15 protein-coding genes are annotated in these 15,271 nt (G+C 30.0%); all 15 read right to left on the bottom strand.

The features are described 5' to 3' along the window. Positions 1-9: 9 nt before the first annotated feature. On the bottom strand, positions 10-1,155 hold the full coding sequence (locus ACIQ2L_RS05870) for a DegT/DnrJ/EryC1/StrS family aminotransferase (protein WP_396157193.1): 1,146 nt from the start codon (positions 1,153-1,155) through the stop codon (positions 10-12). A 4-nt stretch (positions 1,156-1,159) separates the two neighbouring features. Then, entirely contained in the window at positions 1,160-1,723 is a 564-nt protein-coding gene (locus tag ACIQ2L_RS05875; protein ID WP_396157194.1) for a sugar transferase, read from the bottom strand. Beyond that, entirely contained in the window at positions 1,720-2,352 is a 633-nt protein-coding gene (locus tag ACIQ2L_RS05880; RefSeq protein WP_396157195.1) for a NeuD/PglB/VioB family sugar acetyltransferase, read from the bottom strand. The genes ACIQ2L_RS05875 and ACIQ2L_RS05880 overlap by 4 nt, the downstream gene beginning before the upstream one ends. A 6-nt stretch (positions 2,353-2,358) precedes the next feature. Further along, positions 2,359-2,964, bottom strand: coding sequence for a sugar transferase (locus ACIQ2L_RS05885; protein ID WP_396157248.1), 606 nt, complete (start codon positions 2,962-2,964; stop codon positions 2,359-2,361). A gap of 4 nt (positions 2,965-2,968) precedes the next feature. Then, positions 2,969-4,246 (bottom strand): CoF synthetase, encoded by a 1,278-nt coding sequence (locus ACIQ2L_RS05890; RefSeq protein WP_396157196.1) that lies wholly within the window; start codon positions 4,244-4,246, stop codon positions 2,969-2,971. 12 nt (positions 4,247-4,258) lie between these two features. Then, the gene (locus ACIQ2L_RS05895; RefSeq protein ID WP_396157198.1) at positions 4,259-5,338 is read right to left on the bottom strand and encodes a CapA family protein; all 1,080 of its coding nucleotides are present in this window, start codon (positions 5,336-5,338) and stop codon (positions 4,259-4,261) included. A 4-nt stretch (positions 5,339-5,342) separates the two neighbouring features. Then, positions 5,343-6,482 carry a hypothetical protein gene (locus tag ACIQ2L_RS05900; protein ID WP_396157199.1) on the bottom strand — a complete coding sequence of 380 codons (1,140 nt, stop codon included), beginning with the start codon at positions 6,480-6,482 and terminating at the stop codon, positions 5,343-5,345. Then, positions 6,482-7,645, bottom strand: coding sequence for a glycosyltransferase family 4 protein (locus ACIQ2L_RS05905; protein ID WP_396157200.1), 1,164 nt, complete (start codon positions 7,643-7,645; stop codon positions 6,482-6,484). The genes ACIQ2L_RS05900 and ACIQ2L_RS05905 overlap by 1 nt, the downstream gene beginning before the upstream one ends. A gap of 41 nt (positions 7,646-7,686) precedes the next feature. After that, on the bottom strand, positions 7,687-8,841 hold the full coding sequence (gmd, locus tag ACIQ2L_RS05910) for a GDP-mannose 4,6-dehydratase (protein ID WP_396157201.1): 1,155 nt from the start codon (positions 8,839-8,841) through the stop codon (positions 7,687-7,689). A gap of 23 nt (positions 8,842-8,864) precedes the next feature. Next, positions 8,865-9,815: a GDP-L-fucose synthase family protein gene (locus ACIQ2L_RS05915; RefSeq protein WP_396157202.1), complete on the bottom strand. Its 951-nt coding sequence runs from the start codon at positions 9,813-9,815 to the stop codon at positions 8,865-8,867. Continuing rightward, positions 9,812-11,029, bottom strand: a complete 1,218-nt coding sequence (locus ACIQ2L_RS05920; protein WP_396157204.1) for a glycosyltransferase — start codon at positions 11,027-11,029, stop codon at positions 9,812-9,814. Before ACIQ2L_RS05920 ends, ACIQ2L_RS05915 begins: the two co-directional genes overlap by 4 nt. Positions 11,030-11,049: 20 nt before the next feature. Further along, on the bottom strand, positions 11,050-12,132 hold the full coding sequence (locus ACIQ2L_RS05925) for a glycosyltransferase (protein ID WP_396157205.1): 1,083 nt from the start codon (positions 12,130-12,132) through the stop codon (positions 11,050-11,052). A gap of 249 nt (positions 12,133-12,381) precedes the next feature. Further along, entirely contained in the window at positions 12,382-13,308 is a 927-nt protein-coding gene (locus ACIQ2L_RS05930) for an ATP-grasp fold amidoligase family protein (RefSeq protein ID WP_396157206.1), read from the bottom strand. A gap of 16 nt (positions 13,309-13,324) precedes the next feature. Beyond that, on the bottom strand, positions 13,325-14,005 hold the full coding sequence (locus ACIQ2L_RS05935) for an HAD family hydrolase (RefSeq protein WP_396157207.1): 681 nt from the start codon (positions 14,003-14,005) through the stop codon (positions 13,325-13,327). Continuing rightward, complete coding sequence (locus ACIQ2L_RS05940) at positions 13,995-15,173, bottom strand: pyridoxal phosphate-dependent aminotransferase (protein WP_396157209.1); 1,179 nt, start codon at positions 15,171-15,173, stop codon at positions 13,995-13,997. Before ACIQ2L_RS05940 ends, ACIQ2L_RS05935 begins: the two co-directional genes overlap by 11 nt. Positions 15,174-15,271 lie beyond the last annotated feature (98 nt).

Consider the following 15,271-nt stretch of genomic DNA (forward strand, 5'->3'; position numbering starts at 1 on the left):
AGATTATATTTACAAATTTAGACTAAAAAATCTTTTTAATACCTCTAAAATTCTATTTTTATCACTTTCTGTCAAATTTGAACTTGAAGGTAAGCACAGTCCATTTTCAAAAAGCTGCTCTGATACGTTGCCACCATAATAGGGATACTTTTCAAATATCGGCTGTAAATGCATTGGTTTCCAGAGTGGTCTAGATTCTATATTTTCTTTACTAAGTGCTATTCTCAAATCTTCCGTTGTTTTTCCTAATAACGCAGAATTAATAACTATGCAGGTCAGCCAATGGTTTGAAAATAAATCAGAAGTAGGTTCTTGAAATACTTTAACATGTTGTAGGTCTTTAAAAATATCAGAGTAAAAATGGTTCATTGCACGTCTCAGACCGATATGTTTTTCTAATATTTCCATCTGGCCTCTACCAATTCCTGCAGAAATATTACTTAATCTATAGTTGTAACCAATTTCTGAGTGTTGGTAATGAGGTGCATTATCTCTCGCTTGAGTTGCTAAAAAAAGGGTTTTGTTTTTAATGGTATTTGAATGTGAAACCAAAGCGCCACCGCCCGAAGTTGTAATAATTTTATTTCCGTTAAAAGACAAAGCTGCAATATCTCCAAAAGTTCCACATTTTTTTCCTTTGTAAGTGCTTCCTAATGCTTCTGCACTATCTTCTAAAATTGGTATACCATATTTATCTGCAACAATCCTTACTTCATCCACTTTATAGGGCATTCCGTATAAGTGTACTGGAATAATTGCTTTCGGCTTCTTACCTTTCTTAATCCTGTCAATAATGGCAACTTCAAGCGCATTTGGACACATATTCCATGTTTCTGATTCACTATCAATAAATACCGGAGTTGCTCCGAGATATCGTATTGGATTAGCTGAGGCAGAAAAAGTAAAGCTTTGACAAATAACTTCATCACCTGCCTGTACACCCAGTAAAATCAGTCCTAAATGAATGGCAGCTGTTCCTGAACTTAGTGCGACAACTTGCACCTCATCAGATAAAAACTGCTCTAGGTCTTCTTCAAAACCAGTAACATTTGGACCTAATGGCGCTACCCAATTAGTATCAAAGGCTTCTTTTATATAGTGCTGTTCATTTCCTCCCATATGTGGAGAAGAAAGCCAAATTTTTGTGTTATCCATTGTATTATGTGTTACCTTTAAAAAGGGTTTTAATTATAATTTTAATATCCAATAATAGATTCTGATTGTAATAATATTCTAAATTCATCTTCACTTTATCGGGAAAGATACTATTGTCATTATATTCTAAAGCATTTTCCTGAAGCTCTAAAATCTCTTCTTCATTGTAATATTTTATCGAAGCTTCACTTGTTATACCGGGTTTTAGTTCTAATATTTTTCGTTCTTCTCCTTTCAATTTATCATAATATCCTTCAATATCAGGTCGTGGACCAACAATACTCATTTCTCCCTTTAATACATTAATGAATTGAGGTAATTCGTCTATTTTATATTTTCTGAAAAAGCATCCAATTTTACTAACCTTGCTAGTCTTGGCATCCATTGTTTTTAACTTGTAGATGGTAAAGAGATTACCGAATTGGCCTACTCGATTTTGACAAAAAATACCAGTTGATTTTGTATCGAAAATTAATACAACCCACGAAATAAGTATAAAAGGTAAGAATACAATCAACGAGAGTAGCGACGTAATAATATCGAAACATCTTTTCACGATGCCTTTCATTTCATGCTTTTTGCCGGAATCCCAATAAATATATCGGCTTTTGGAATATTAGTGATAACCATAGCTTGTCCACCAACTTTAGCAAAGTCATCTACAATCACCCCTTGAATAGTTGAGGCTCCAATTCCCAATTCAACACAATTTCCAATTCTAGTATTGCCCCCAAGATTAACTCCTGGAGCTAATGAAGAATACGATTTTATAGTACAATTATGACCCAAACTGCAATTCATATTAATTATGACAAAATCATCTACAACCGTTTCATAATTTATAGTGGTTCCTGGATAAATAATACAGCCTTTTCCTAAAGTTACTCCCTCTGAAATCCATACGTCTTTAGCAATAAAATTGGGAAACTCAAAATCTAAATTTTGGTATTGTTCAAATATTTTCTTTTTTACAGACGGAAAAGCAATTCCAAATACAATGGCAATGTCTTTTCCTGAAAACTCAATCAATTTATCCAAAAATCCTATTACAGGAAAACCCGCAATAATACTATTGTGTTTCGTAACATCATCATCTAAAAAACCTAGAACTTCAAATGATTTAGTAAACTGATTGATGTTATAAGCAATGAACTTACCCACACTTCCCGCCCCAATTATCAGTAGTTTTTTTTTCATCAATTTTTAATTATTTCCATTAAATGGTTGCATTGGTCGTTCTAAAGTCTGATTTACACCTTCTGAACGTATTACTTTAAAAAATGTTAACCACAAAATTTTGATATCTAACCAAAGTGATAAATGATCCACATAATATACATCAAACTCAAACTTTTTAGACCAGCTAATTGAATTTCTTCCACTTACTTGTGCCCAACCTGTTATACCTGGACGAACATCATGACGTTTTAATTGTTCTTGTGTATACAATGGAATATACTTAAATAAAAGTGGTCTTGGACCAATTAAACTCATTTCACCTTTAAGTACGTTAATCAATTGAGGTAATTCATCAATTGATAATTTCCTTATTAATTTCCCAGCTTTAGTTATCCTTTGATTATCGGGCAATAAATTACCTTCATTGTCTTTTTCATCTGTCATAGTTTTTAGCTTTATAATCTTAAAAGCCTTTTGTTTATAACCCGGTCGTTCCTGAAAAAAAAAAATCGAACCTTTATTCTGTAATCCAAGAATAAAAAACACTATTACTAAAATTGGAACAGCTATAATCAATCCGATTACAGAGACCAAAATATCAAAAAATCTTTTAAAAAAGAGCCTATACATCATCTTATATATTTTCTCTATACAAATTAACTGTTTTTCTTCTCTTTCCTGAATCTAATAAAGGTATTTCATTTACATATTCAACTCTAAAATCTGCATCACTCCCTAAATAAGAAATAAACTCCCCAATTAATTGATCTTCTTTTTTAAATTCTATTGGACAATTAATTTTAAACAAAAAACCTTTTTCACTTACTTGAATTAACTGATATTGATCAATCTCGGTATACTGCCACATATTTTTATACATAATGTAGGATGAAACGATATTTCCTTTAGTATCAAAAAGCACATCTAATTTTCTTCCTTCAACTTTACTAAGGTATAATTTATTGTTCTCTTCTTCCATTGCTCCCAAATCACCTGTATCGTATCTAATCATAGGCATTGCATAGTTAAACAAATCTGTAACTACTATTTTTCCTAGCTTACCATTATTGAGCGGTTCATTCGTTTTTAAATCTAAAATTTCCACTTTATAGCTTGCTGTATTAATTAAGAATCGAGCTTTTCCATCTCTTAATTCTTGCGCAATAATTCCATTTTCAAGATTACTATATCTCGAGACAACTTCACAATTAAAAATATTTTGCAATTTTTGTTTTGTTTCTAAACTAAGACCTTCAGACATTGTAATGACAGATTTTACATTTGCATTAACACTACCTTTTTTGTTTTTTTCCAGAAACCTCACAACCTGCTCTAAAGCTGACACATAACCCAAAAAACTATAGTTCTGTTTGTGATTTTCCATTAAATCAATTAACTTACGTATCTGTTTATCATCTAGATGTAAAACATCCATTGGAACCATATTTTGCAATTGATACATTAAGGAACTCGACATTTTTTGTTTGGCCCAAATTTTCATATAAATCAAACAATTACCAATTTCATAACCCGCCAATTTTCCAAAATAAATAGTATCCGCATGGTTTCTTGCTTTTTTATTTAAATCTTGAAAAACCGTAAATGGCGTTCCGGTAGAACCACTAGTAGTCATTGAAACTACTTTTTTATCTATATAATTTTTTGCTTTAAACGAGTTTAAATCATTCTTAATAATTGATTTATCAACCACTGGATATGATTGTAAATCTAAACTTTGAATGTCTTCATATTTATTTACATTAGTTATCGCATGTTGCAACAAATTCTTTAAATGTGTATCACTTTCATTAGTTTTTCCTTCCATATGATTTTTTACATCATTTAGATGATTGGAAACAATTCCACCTTTCAGTTTATCATTTAATATAAAAAGTAATTTTCTAAAATTCATACCTGCAATTCTTTAATTTTGCCATTTAATTAAACCCAATTTTGCAAACCTTCTGGCAAATTGTGCTCTGCTTTTTAATAAATACATTTTTAACTTATTCTCAATGGTCGAATTATAATTATTGAAGATTGGAATAAGTTTTTTCTTTCTTCTGTTATTTTTAAAATAGGTTATATATTCTTTATGCGATAGAGTATTAAACGGACTGTGTTGTGATAACGTTTCAGAATGATCAAACAAATCACTACCAACTTTTACAAGTGAATGAATATCGTTAGTAAAACTGTATTTAAACCAATGACAATATAGACTATTTGATACGATATCCCATTCTAATACTAAGCCAAGATTAGACATTTCAGGGAAATTTAAATTACCATTGGCATAAACTCCATTAGGGATAAAAAAATTACCCAGTCCATAAACTATATAACCCTCTTTATGCCGTTCGCCTCCTTGAATGCAATGCGAATGACCTCCAACTACTAAAGAAGCTCCGTTATCTATAAGAGCTTTTGAAAATTCGCGATAGGAAGGAAATGGTAAAATCTCAAGATCAAAACTCCAGTGAAAATAAAATACAACTATTGCATCCTCATCGTTTTGTTTAATTAATTTTAAACGTTCAAGTAATTTCTGTTCGTTAATAATATTTACAGTAAGATTATCGTTTTTACTGTTTTGATGGTATAATAAAAAATCCCAACAAGCATTAAATAAGTAAATAGTTTTACCTTGTTCTTCAAAAGAAATTACTTCAAAATCTAAATCACTTTTTGAACCTGCTCCAACAGTTACAAAACCATTTTGTTTTAAGGTTTTCTTAGTGTCTTCTAATTTGTGAGGTAAATCTAAAGTATGATTATTAGCTATTGCTGCAATTTTTTCCTCAAAATCTTCAAATACGTCCTGAACTGAAGAATGATTGAATAATACAGGACTAGGGTCAGAAAGTTTGTAATTATCAGCTAATAATCCTTCAAGATTAAAAATTACCACTTGATTATTTTTAAATTCAGCATCTGAAAATGCTTTTTTTACTAGCTGACCAAGTTCTTGATTAGGAATCGCAATATCACCAATTATTATCATACTATTAATTTAGTGATTTTGTTTTGTTTATGCATTCTCCTAATTCATCAGCAGATATGAACTCAACATCGGGCCACTTTTTTATAATTTCATCCAATAAATTCTTCAAAGCCATTAATCCTATATTTCTATTGTTTTCATCAATATGTCCACAAAAATTAACTCTATGTGAACTAATGATGGCAGGCTTGTTCCAACGAAAAGCTGTTTCAATTTGTTTCATGGTAAAATCAACCCAATTAATTCCACGATCTTCTGTTGGCTCAAAAACTACATTTCGTACCATTACAATCAATCCGTCTTTTTCTTTTTTTCCTAAATAATTAAATGACTTTTTGAAAACATTTAATCCTTGATGTTCCTTTCTAATCATGGCTAAATCGATAAAACGAATCCCTTTTTCTGTTAGTGTTTTAAATAATGAATGGTGAATATTATTTACTGGTGGAGTAAAATAAGTGCTTTTATAACCATATATTTTTTCAAATAAATCTAATCCTTCTTGAATGATTGGAATAAATGCTTTATTTTCAATAAAATCCCAGAAATCAAAAGCTGCCATACTCGACATGTTTGGATACTCTTCATCAGAAATACTAGTGTAGGATTTATTTTTTAAAGCACAAAGTAATTGCTTATCTCTTTTTTGTAACTTATCATTAAAAACAATTAAATTCAAATGTTCTCTTCCGTGAAATTGTGGTTTTAATAATCCTTTAACTATTCCTTCACGAAATAAATCCCAAGCACCAGCGTAAGCTTCTGGTTGTTGTTTAGATAATTTTTCAAAGGTTTCAGGCAGCGTTTCATTATAAAAACACGTATAATCATCCTTTTGCATCTTTTCAAAATCAATATTACTGGTCATTGAAAAAGTGGTAAAAACAGGATGTCTTCCTTTTTTGTCTTTTACAGACTCTAATATAGCAAATAATTGTGTTAAATCTTCTTTGGTTTCTAGTGTATCGTAAAGATCAAATCGAGAATAAATTTTCATCTCCATTTTATCCAAATTCAATCTTGCTTCTTTAGAATTCAACCGAACATTACCATAATCATCTACTGAGAAGACGATAATTTTTCTATTCGTTTTCCAACCAAATAAATGTTTTGCATTTAGAATAATTTCTTTTATGATATTCATTAGATTGATTTTTCTAGATGATCTTTCAAAATTAAATTCGCATTCTTATAAGAAAATTTTAAAGATAACTTTGATGCATTTTCGGTTAATTGCCCATAATAATTTTTATCTGCATACAATTTTATTACAAATGAAGTGAGCGTTTCTATCGAATCTGAAGTGAAAGACATCCCGGCTTGATTTATTTCTAACAATTCAGCAAGATCCGATTCTTCTGTTCCTAAACAAATTATAGGTTTACCTACGCCTAAAATATTAAAAGTTTTACTTGGTATAGAAATTTGTGACGTTTCCTTTTCGAGCGAAACTACACCAACTTGCATTGCTTGCAACATCGAAAGAAACATATTTGCAGGCAAGTAAGGAAGTAATTGGCAGTTTGTAATATTATAATTTTTAATAAGATCTTCAATGATACTTTTCTTAAATCCTTCTCCAATAATCAATACTTCAATATCTTTATACTCTTTTAAATTTTTAGCAAGCTCTACTAAACTTTCTAGGTCATGTTTAATTCCTAAATTACCAGAATAAATAATTAAAAATTTATCCTCAAGATTAAATTTTGAAATGAAATCATTGGTTTCGTTTGAATCATTAACATTAGATAAACTTTGATTAGCCCATGCAGGTACCACAAGAATCTTACTACTTTCTACGTAGGTAGAAAGTAATTTAGCCATACCATTGGTTATTGCCACAATTGATTTAAATTTCTTGAAGGCTTTTCGGTTTAAACTTGCCCAAACTTTATAGATTAAATTATTTTTTGTCATAAATCCAGCAGCAATTAAACCATCTGGATAAACATCATAAACTAATAACGAAACTTTATTTTTACAGAATAAAGTAATAAAATTGTTAAGGGGAGGATTTGTAGAAACAAAAACATCATGTTTTCTATAATAAAAATTCAATAAAAAAACAGATTTAATAAAACCCAAAAACCAAGAAATTATTCGAGTTACAATATTTTTCTTGTTATACATTGGAATAGAGACTACTTTAACTTTTGGATCTAAAGGAATAGCCATAGGTCTAACCACTCCGGCAAATAAAACCACTTCATCATACTCTTTGCAAAAAGAATTAATAATATCGATAAAAATATAAGTAGTATGTTGATTGATTAAAACTACTTTTTTTAATTTGTTATTTGTCATTATTATTTTTAAAAATAAAACTCACAATCTATATTTCAATTTTATTCTAGTTGTCTTAAAATTTTATGCCCTCCTTGAACCAAATGGATGTCTCTTTGAAATAATTTAACATCAGAAGAAATCATTTCCTCAACCAACATTTTCAAATCATATTTGGGTTGCCAGCCTAATTTGGTTTTAGATTTTGTTGGGTCACCTATCAATAAATCTACTTCGGTTGGACGGAAATAACTAGGATCTACTTTAACCAAGATACTACCAACAGCTGGAATATTAAATTCTTTGGCGGAAAACTCTTTTCCTAAAGCCATTTGATACTTTTCAGTATCTGTCGCTTCTAAAATTCCAACTTCGTCTACTCCATCACCTTCAAAGCGTAACGTAAATCCAACTTCAGCGAAAGCCATTTTTATAAAATCGCGTACCCTTGTAGTAACTCCAGTTGCAATAACATAATCTTCAGCCGTTTCTTGTTGCAAAATACGCCACATGGCTTCTACATAATCCTTGGCATGTCCCCAATCCCGTTGAGCATCAAGATTACCCATATATAAATCAGATTGCAAACCGAGAGCAATTTTGGCAACGGCACGTGTAATTTTTCGTGTTACAAATGTTTCTCCACGCAAAGGCGATTCATGATTGAATAATATTCCATTACAAGCAAACATGTTATAAGCTTCTCTATAGTTTACGGTTATCCAATAGGCATATATTTTGGCTACTGCATAAGGCGAACGCGGATAAAACGGTGTCGTTTCTGATTGGGGAACGGCTTGAACCAATCCGTACAACTCTGAAGTTGATGCCTGATAAATTTTAGTTTTGTTTTGCAAACCCAACAAGCGAACCGCTTCTAGCAATCGTAATGTTCCTATTCCATCAGCGTTTGCAGTATATTCTGGCGTGTCAAAACTCACTTTTACGTGAGACATTGCTGCTAAATTGTAGATTTCATCCGGTTGTACTTCCTGAATGATTCGGGTAATATTCATCGAATCGGTCATATCACCATAATGCAATTTAAGTCGAATTCCTTTATCGTGAGGATCTTGGTATAAATGGTCAATTCTTTCGGTATTAAACAACGACGAACGCCTTTTGATACCATGAACCATATATCCTTTTTCAAGAAGCAATTCAGCTAAATAAGCTCCGTCTTGTCCTGTAATTCCAGTAATTAATGCTGTTTTCATTTCTTGATTTTTTTATGTGATAATTACATTTTGACTTCTTTAAACGAATGTTCGTTTTCTAAAAACCAATTGTAGGTAGATTGTATTCCGTCTTCCAACGAAATTTTGGCTTTCCATCCTTGGTTTGCCATTTTGGAAACATCCATTAATTTTCTTGGAGTTCCGTCTGGTTTTGAACTATCCCAAGAGATTTTACCGGTATGACCGACTGTTTTCTGAATCAATTCGGCCAACGACTTTATGGTTAAATCTACTCCAGTTCCAATATTGTATAAATTCTCGGAAAAAGGATTTTCTAAAGCAAAAACAACTGCATCGGCCAAATCATGAACATGCAAAAACTCACGCATTGGAGAACCTGACCCCCAAAGTGTAACCGATTCATTATTGTTGATTTTAGCTTCATGAAATTTTCGAATCATCGCAGGTAAAACATGGGATGTTTGTAAATCAAAATTGTCATTTGGACCATATAAATTCGTTGGCATCAAACTCACAAAATCTTTACCGAATTGTTTACGGATAGCTTCACAAGCCTTTACTCCTGAGATTTTAGCAATCGCATACCATTCGTTTGTTGGTTCTAATGACGATGTCAAAAGACAATCTTCCTTTAGTGGTTGTGGTGCTAGTTTTGGATAAATGCAAGAACTTCCCAAAAAGATAAACTTGTCAACATCAAGATTTAAAGAAGTATCAATAAGATTGTTTTGAATCTGCATGTTTTCCATCAGGAACGTAAACGGATAATTATTATTGGCCAAAATTCCGCCTACTCTAGCAGCAGCATCAATTACCACTTGAGGCTTTTCTGTATCAAAAAATTCTTGAACAGCTTGCTGGTTTCTTAAGTCTAATTCCTTACTAGTTCTCCCAATAAGATTTTCGTACCCTTTAGTTTTTAATGCATTCCAAATGGCGCTACCAACCATTCCTCGATGCCCCGCGATATATATTTTTGAATTTAATTTCATTTATTTCCCTTTAAAATAGTTTCATACAAATTAAAATAATCATCATACTTATCGTCTTTGTCATAAAACTTTTCTGCTCTTTCTCTACATGCCTTCGAATAATATTCTTTACCCAATGTTAAAACATGACTAATCGCATTTTCTAATGAACTCAAGTTCCCTTTTTCTACAATAACTCCTGTAAATTTATCTATTGCTTCGGGACTTCCTCCTGTTTTATAGGTAATTATCGGAGTACCGCATGCTAATGACTCAATGTTAGTTGTTGGGAAATTATCGACATACGTTGGATTTACAAAAACATCGGCTAACGAGTATAAAGCTGCCAGTTCCGTTATGCTTTCTGTTCTTTCTATTCCAATTATATTGGCAGGTAAATTTTTGATTTGTGCTTTATTTAATCCAACTAAAATAATCTTAATATCCCTATCACTAACTAATTTAAGTTTAATAAAATCATTTAGTCCTTTTCGTTCATCCCAAACACTAGCAACACCTAATACAACTTTTTTTGAACCGATATTATACTTGTCTTTAATCTCTTTTAAATCAATCACTGGTTTAAAAACATTTAAATCTACTCCATTTGGGATATGCACAACAGCATGCTTCAAAAAAGAATCTTTAATTATATTTTTTAACCAAATTGAAGGAGTAACAATTGTAACATGACTAACTTGATTAAATAGACTTTTCTTTTTCAAGTAATTATGCCTAGAATTATCAATAAGAATCGATTTTGGATATTTATTTTTTAATTCACAATTAGTACACCCAGTCTTCCACTTTTCACAAGAAATAGAATCAAAATAAGCACAATGTCCCGTAATTGGCCAACAATCATGAAACGTCCATACTAATGGAATATTCTTTAACTTAATATAATTGAATAGTAATTCTATATTTAGATAATAACCATGAACATTATGTAATCCTATTACATCAGGTTTAATCTCGTCTATTTGTTTTAGTAATTTTTTAGTCGATTGTATGGAACCAAAACCATGTTTGTCAAAAAAAAGAGAATATATTCCATGAATCAAAACGTCTTTAAAATTTCCTATTTTTATCAACTTAGATGAACTTGGTCTATTACCTCTTCCATAAGCGATAAAACTTTCATGTCCTTTTTTAATTATTTGACTACCTATTTGTTCTGCAATCCTGCCAGTACTTCCTGAATTTACACTTGAATTAATCTGAAGTATTTTCATTTTACTTGTCATATCCTATTTCATGAAGTAATAAACTCCTCGAATTGTTTGCAAATATAATTTAATTCAAACTGTTGAATACTCTTTTTAGCTCTGTCTCCAAAAAGGTTTCTAATATCAGGATTGTCGATTAAACATTGTAGTTTTTCAACAAATAGATTATCCTCATTTATTGGAATAAGGAATCCATTTACATTATCAGATATCAAATCACTCGGGCCAGCTATACAATCATATGAAACAACTGGCAATCCTGCAGACATAGCTTCTCCAATAACATTTGGAAAACCTTCAGAGATAGAAGTAAAAGCAAAAATCTTACTTATGCCATAATAATACTCAACATCGTCTTGTTTACCCGTAAATAGTACTCTATCACTAACATTCAAATCGGTACCCAATTTTTCCCATTCGGATTGATTATTTTGCTTCAAATGATCATATCCTAACAACACTAGTTTCCAATTGGGTGCATTTAACTTTGAAAAAATTTCTATCAACTTATTTTGCTGTTTCGACTTGATATATCGTCCAACCATTAAAATATAATTTTCTTTTTCAATTTCAGTTTCAGAAATTGGTCTGATAGGATTACCTATCACTTTAAAATTACGATGATTATACATTCGCTGGTAAATTTCCAATGCTTTTTTTGTTTGCACAATAATTCCTTTGGCTTTTGGATAAAGTAATTTTCTTAAAAAATCATCTTTGACTCCTAATGATTTATCAGGTTGCGATCTATCAGAGACAAATACAGGAATCGATGTTCCTAGTAAAGAAAGTAAAACCAAACTATTCCAACGTTCTCCAAAAGATAAAACAAAAATTGGATTGATCTCTTTTATTTTTTTTCTTAAAAAACGTATTGTTTTTAAAGTTGATAAAGTTCTTTTTGAATTATCAAATTCAAAATTAGGTTTGTGAACTATAATATCATCTGCTATAGTATAAAAAATTTCTCTTTTTATACCATATAGAACCAAATGGACTTGATACTTTTTAGTTTGAGAAAAATAATTTATTATCTCTGACATTACTCGTTCCATTCCACCGGCTAGTAATGAATGAATTACAAAACAAACTCTTTTATTTTCCAACATTAATCATTAAATCAATCATCCAACCCCAAGGATTAAATTTTCCTTCATACCATTTCATATTTACTTCCCAGTATCCTGAGCAATTATTATAACCATTATCTGCAAAACCGTAACTAATTTCAATTAAAACCGGCTTTTACAAAAACTTTATCAATATATTCTTTTTCATAAAAAAACTGTTTCTTGATGCACTAAAATCAATTTTTTGTCAACAATCGATACCAAAAAACAAATTTGTAATATATTTTTCTAATTTATTTTTAATATTCTGCCAAAGTGATAATCCCACTCAATCGGAAGTATTTGATCAAAGCCACCACCATGACATTGAGTAATTTCGCCGAAATACAGTTTTCCATCAACATCGTAAAAATCTACTCTTACATAAGCATATTGCTTGGCTATTTCTTTTGCTATAGTTGTCATTCTGTCAAAAGTTGAAGGTGGGAGAATTTCTTCGCCTCTTAATTTTGAAATATCCTTTGATTTAGAAGCCCACGTAAAATGTAATGGGTTCCAATTTTTGTCATAAATATTTCTTTTATTTTTACCCTCTCTATCTATAGAAACATAAATAAATTCTACTTCCCCATTTATACAATGAATTTTATAGTCATTCGGTATTTTTCCACTTTTATCAACCAATAATTCTTCAATAATAATTCTAGGTACAATGTTTTTATATTGCCATTCTCTTTCAAACCAATAATAATTTAGAGACATCCACCATTTACAATCAACCCTTAGTTTTTTCCAATCGACTTTAGTTTTATCACGAACAATTTTATAACTCCCGGAGTCATGATTGGTTTTTAAAATAAATGGAACATCGGGTAAGTTTTCAGGTCTAATATCATTGTAATTCTCAGTGGTATAGAGCAAAGGGATTAATAATTCCTCTCCTATATTTTCTTTCACATATTCCCTTAATGCATATTTGTCTGAAAAAGTTGTGTAAATAGGTTTTCTTTCATGGATTTTTAACCATTGTAATTTTTCATTAAATGATGTTGGATCTTCCAAATTCAATGGATATCCTTGTCTTTTTTTGAATAATTCTGTTAAATATGTTTCATCGTCTTTTCTATCATATTTTAGGTAACGAAAAACTCCATAAATCATTCTAGATAGAAAATAACCTATCTTCCCTTTATATTTTAAATCTAATAAGAACATTTTATTCTATTTATAATTAATGAATTATTTCCTTAAAGCCAAAATCGTTAGCCCATAATTGTGATTTGGATTTTGAAATCACAACAGCTTCATCAGCCCATTTGAGTAATGGGAGATCTGTTATACTGTCACTATAAACAATTGACTTACTATAAATGATGTTAGTTTCATTAATAAATTTCTCAAGCAAATACACTTTTTGATCAAACATACAATCACTCTCATCAAAATTGCCAGTAATTTTCCCAAAACGATATGCTATTTTCGTAGCAAAATAATTCTCTATATGATGTTTTTCTGAAAAATATTTCACATAAGGCAAATAGCCGCCAGAAATAATTAAAATAGTATCATTATTTTTAGAATGGGATTCAAGCAATTGATAAACCGGTTCTATTAAATTATTCATTAAAATTTCTTCATAATAATCTTGTGCAAGTTGATTTACTTTTTCTTGAGAAACACCTTTAATCTGATAAAGTTTTAATCGTTTAGAAAAATTAAATTTTGGGAAGCATTTATTAATAACTGCTAAAATTCGGCTTTTTTTTAAAAAAAAATCTATTTTTTTTAACCATAAGTATTGGTAATACTTTTCTTTTTTTATAATATAATCTACAAAAAAATCGGCTGTCTGTAAATCTACTAAAGTTTCACAAAAATCAAAAATGACTAAATTTTTTAGGTTATTCTTCATTATTAGCATAAATATTATTTAATGCATCCAAAATGATAATGTTTTCTTCAAAAGACCTTGAAGCTACTCTCAAAAATTGTCCGTCTAAACCAATTTTATCGGAACATTCACGAACATAAACACCGTAAGTAAAGAGAAGTTTTATCATAACATCTCTTGCTTTTGAACCATCTGTAAGTTCAACAAGAGCAAAATTAGCTTTTGAAGGATATACCTTAATATTTGGAATTCTATTCAATTCATTGATGAACATTAATGTATTCATAATATATTTTTTTCTTACCAAATCATACCTTTTTTGAAAATCAATTCTGGAATATAATTTAAAGAAATAATCTGTTAAACCAGAAACATTCCATAAATAGCCAGTTTTAAGTAGTGAGGAAACTTTTTCAGCACTCATAATGCCGTAACCTGCTCTAAGACCTGCAATACCAAAGTCTTTTGCCATACTTTTTATAATTATTAGATTTGGATATTCTTGTAGTAATTCATAAGTTTCCACCATTGATAATTCTAAATTTTCGTAAGCAAAATGAATAAAGCTCTCATCTAAAATTATATTTTCAACAAATTTTATTTTATCTAATAACCCTTTAATATTGTTTTTATTGATATAATCTCCATTAGGGTTATTTGGATTAATCAATACGATTGTATTAGGTCTATTTTCTTCAATAAATTTAACATAATTTTCAATGTCAATCACATAATTATTCTCTTTGGACAGTTGATAAAATAATACATCCTCTTCATTTTTAACATACTCATAGTACGATGAAAAAGTAGGAATGTTTACTACAATTTTTCCTTTCAAGAAATTATGAATCACGGCCTGAATAATTTCTATAGCACCATTTCCAATAAAAATATTTTCTGAAGGAATTTTTATGGCTTTTGATAAATACTGAGCTATTTCTTGGTTTTGTGGAGGATATGATTCGATAATGTTATGAAGTTTTTTTGTTGCAACCAATTCCTTTTCAAAAAACTCAATAAATAATTCAGTTGCATATGGATTAGAAAGAAAACAAGCGTCTACTTCAATCGGATTTGAACCTATTTCTTCCATTAAAGTTACTATACTGGGAGAATGACTACCACTTAAAGTTTTTAGTTCATTGAATTTGTTTAAAAATTGATTTTCTTGTTGAGATAAATTTATCATTATAGTTTTTTTTATTTATTCGATAATCTTGTTGTAAAATAATTTAAAAAAATATTATTTTCGATTAATAAAGCTTTTAAAAAATGATTTTTTTGAAA

Source organism: Flavobacterium sp. (assembly GCF_044369455.1).
GTDB lineage: Bacteria > Bacteroidota > Bacteroidia > Flavobacteriales > Flavobacteriaceae > Flavobacterium.

Excerpts from the sequence above, each read along its gene's own strand:
- ACIQ2L_RS05925 (WP_396157205.1), bottom strand. The coding sequence starts at position 12,132 with ATGTTGGAAAATAAAAGAGTTTGTTTTGTAATTCATTCATTACTAGCC.
- ACIQ2L_RS05890 (WP_396157196.1), bottom strand. The coding sequence starts at position 4,246 with ATGAATTTTAGAAAATTACTTTTTATATTAAATGATAAACTGAAAGGT.
- ACIQ2L_RS05900 (WP_396157199.1), bottom strand. The coding sequence starts at position 6,482 with ATGAATATCATAAAAGAAATTATTCTAAATGCAAAACATTTATTTGGT.
- ACIQ2L_RS05940 (WP_396157209.1), bottom strand. The coding sequence starts at position 15,173 with ATGATAAATTTATCTCAACAAGAAAATCAATTTTTAAACAAATTCAAT.
- ACIQ2L_RS05895 (WP_396157198.1), bottom strand. The coding sequence starts at position 5,338 with ATGATAATAATTGGTGATATTGCGATTCCTAATCAAGAACTTGGTCAG.
- ACIQ2L_RS05915 (WP_396157202.1), bottom strand. The coding sequence starts at position 9,815 with ATGAAATTAAATTCAAAAATATATATCGCGGGGCATCGAGGAATGGTT.
- ACIQ2L_RS05880 (WP_396157195.1), bottom strand. The coding sequence starts at position 2,352 with ATGAAAAAAAAACTACTGATAATTGGGGCGGGAAGTGTGGGTAAGTTC.
- gmd (WP_396157201.1), bottom strand. The coding sequence starts at position 8,841 with ATGAAAACAGCATTAATTACTGGAATTACAGGACAAGACGGAGCTTAT.
- ACIQ2L_RS05920 (WP_396157204.1), bottom strand. The coding sequence starts at position 11,029 with ATGAAAATACTTCAGATTAATTCAAGTGTAAATTCAGGAAGTACTGGC.
- ACIQ2L_RS05905 (WP_396157200.1), bottom strand. The coding sequence starts at position 7,645 with ATGACAAATAACAAATTAAAAAAAGTAGTTTTAATCAATCAACATACT.
- ACIQ2L_RS05935 (WP_396157207.1), bottom strand. The coding sequence starts at position 14,005 with ATGAAGAATAACCTAAAAAATTTAGTCATTTTTGATTTTTGTGAAACT.
- ACIQ2L_RS05875 (WP_396157194.1), bottom strand. The coding sequence starts at position 1,723 with ATGAAAGGCATCGTGAAAAGATGTTTCGATATTATTACGTCGCTACTC.
- ACIQ2L_RS05930 (WP_396157206.1), bottom strand. The coding sequence starts at position 13,308 with ATGTTCTTATTAGATTTAAAATATAAAGGGAAGATAGGTTATTTTCTA.
- ACIQ2L_RS05885 (WP_396157248.1), bottom strand. The coding sequence starts at position 2,964 with ATGTATAGGCTCTTTTTTAAAAGATTTTTTGATATTTTGGTCTCTGTA.
- ACIQ2L_RS05870 (WP_396157193.1), bottom strand. The coding sequence starts at position 1,155 with ATGGATAACACAAAAATTTGGCTTTCTTCTCCACATATGGGAGGAAAT.